The sequence below is a fragment of the Skermanella sp. genome, assembly GCF_059503625.1.
The window spans coordinates 1-2,254 of sequence record NZ_JCACHA010000470.1; the positions used below are offsets into that span (position 1 = coordinate 1).

Consider the following 2,254-nt stretch of genomic DNA (forward strand, 5'->3'; position numbering starts at 1 on the left):
GCACAGGCACCGTCATGCCATCCCGTCAGTCCATGACGGTATCGACGATCCGCAGGATGTCGTCGCGCACAGGTCCGGGGCGCGGCGCGTCGGCTATCGTGGTGAACCAGTGTTCCGGCGGGTTCTGTCCCTGCCGCCGGGTCCAGGTCAGCGCCCTCAGGACCTCCTCCGCGTCCGGTGTCACGGGCACACCGGGGTCGATCCCGTTGAGCGTCGCCCAGACGCCGGCCCAGCAGCGTCCGACCGACCACGGATTGTAGCCGCCGCCTCCCAGCACCAGGACACGGGGCGCCAGCGTCGAAAGCTCGGCGACCGCCGACCACAGAGCGCGGTTGGACAGGCCGAGCCGGCTCATCGGATCGTCGGCCAGCGCGTCGGCGCCGCACTGGATCACGACGGCGTCGGCGTCAAACCGCCGGCCCAGCGGCATCAGCGCTTCGTCCACGATATAGGCAAGTTCCGAATCGTTGAACTCGACCGGAACGGGCAGGTTGCGGGCCAGACCGCCCGCGCGGTCCTCGACCTTGCCGGTATAGGGCCAGCGGCCGGCTTCGTGGACCGAGACGGTCAGCACCCTGCCGTCGTCGGCGAAACCGTATTCCACGCCGTCGCCGTGATGGGCATCCAGGTCGACGTAGTAGACCCGCTCTAGCCCGCCGTCGAGCATGGTCAGGATGCCAAGGACCGGATCGTTGAAATAGCAGAAGCCGCTGGCCCGGTCGGGCATGCCGTGATGGGTCCCGCCCGCCGGGTTGTAGATTATGCCCTCATGTTCGGCCAGCAGCCGTCCCGCCATCAGCGACCCGCCGGAAGCGGTGGCGGGCCGGCGGAAGACCTCGGCGAAGATCGGGTTCTCCAGCCGGCCGATGTTGTACCGGTCGCGCGATTCCGGATCGAGCCGCTGGTCCGCCTCCGCGCGCCGGACGGTGTCGATATAGGTTCGGTCATGGTACCGGGCGAGCTGGTCGGGCGTCGCCATCGGGCTGTCCAGGTACGACCGGTGGTCCAGCCAGCCCATGGCGCGGGAAAGGTCGATGGCGGTGGAGACTCGGGGGATCGCCAGCGGATGCTTCCGGCCATAGGAGGAGGCCCGATAGATCTCGCTGCCGATGAACAGGGGTCTGGTCAGCATGGAAGGTCAACTAGGCCGCTGTTCAGGGTTCGTCAACTATATCGGCCGGACATCGCCGGGGATGCTTGCCAGACCGTCACGGACTTGCAATAGTCTGCCCAACCTCACTGGGGGGAGCCGATGGTCGGCTGAGAGGTCCCAAGTCTCGGGACGACCCCTGGAACCTGATCCGGTTGATACCGGCGTAGGGATCAGTGACCCATGCACGACATCGTGCGGCCCTCCGCATCCGCTCCAGCACCCCCTGTCGGCGTTTCGATCCGGCGGGCGCGCCTGACTTTCGATGGCGCGGCCGTGTTCGACGGCCTCGACTTCTCGCTGCAAGGCGGGCGGTGGACCTGCCTGCTCGGTCCGAGCGGCGTCGGCAAGACGACGCTCCTGCGGCTGATCGCCGGACTGGCCGCCCCCGAACCGCCGACCGAAGTGACGGCAGGGGACGGCGGTCCGCTTGCCGGCCGTGTGGCCTATATGGCGCAGCAGGACCTCCTGCTGCCGTGGCTGAGCGCCCTGGACAACGTGCTGGTCGGCTCCAGGCTCCGGGGGGAGAAGATAAGCCCGGCCTTGACCGAACGGGCGCGGGACCTGCTCGACAAGGTCGGATTGGGCGACCGCCTGCGGGCCAAGCCGGCCGAGCTTTCCGGCGGCATGCGGCAGCGCGTGGCGCTTGCCCGCACGCTGATGGAGGACCGGCCGATCGTCCTGATGGACGAGCCTTTCTCCGCGCTGGACGCCATCACGCGGCTGCGCCTCCAGGAAGAGGCCGCCCGGCTGCTGGCGGGCCGGACGGTGCTGCTGGTCACCCACGACCCGCTGGAGGCGCTGCGGCTGGGCCACGACATCCATGTCATGGCCGGCCAGCCGGCGGTGATCGGCCCCGCCATCTCGCCGGCGGGACCGCCGCCGCGTCCGCCCGACGCCCCGGCCTTGCTCGCGGGTCAGGCGGACCTGCTCAGGCTGCTCGCGTCATGATGCGGGTCGTCCGCCCCGCCGTTACCGCAGCGGTTCTAGTTGCCGCCTGGCAGCTGCTCGTCTGGACGACCGGAGTGCCGCGCTTCATCCTGCCCGATCCGGTCCGGGTGGCGGCGGCCCTGTACGAACGCGCGGGCATCATCGGCTACCACG

2 protein-coding genes and 1 riboswitch are annotated in these 2,254 nt (G+C 69.5%); of the genes, one reads left to right on the forward strand and one right to left on the reverse strand.

From position 1 onward, the window contains the following. Window positions 1-25: 25 nt before the first annotated feature. Window positions 26-1,132 carry an acetoin utilization protein AcuC gene (locus AC5JJ6_RS10225; protein ID WP_496041938.1) on the reverse strand — a complete coding sequence of 369 codons (1,107 nt, stop codon included), beginning with the start codon at window positions 1,130-1,132 and terminating at the stop codon, window positions 26-28. A 100-nt stretch (window positions 1,133-1,232) separates the two neighbouring features. Beyond that, window positions 1,233-1,341: riboswitch (TPP riboswitch) on the forward strand. Between AC5JJ6_RS10225 and AC5JJ6_RS10230 the strand changes: the two genes are divergently transcribed. Then, the gene (locus AC5JJ6_RS10230; protein ID WP_496041939.1) at window positions 1,334-2,101 is read left to right on the forward strand and encodes an ABC transporter ATP-binding protein; all 768 of its coding nucleotides are present in this window, start codon (window positions 1,334-1,336) and stop codon (window positions 2,099-2,101) included. (Overlaps the previous riboswitch by 8 nt.) Window positions 2,102-2,254: the final 153 nt, after the last annotated feature.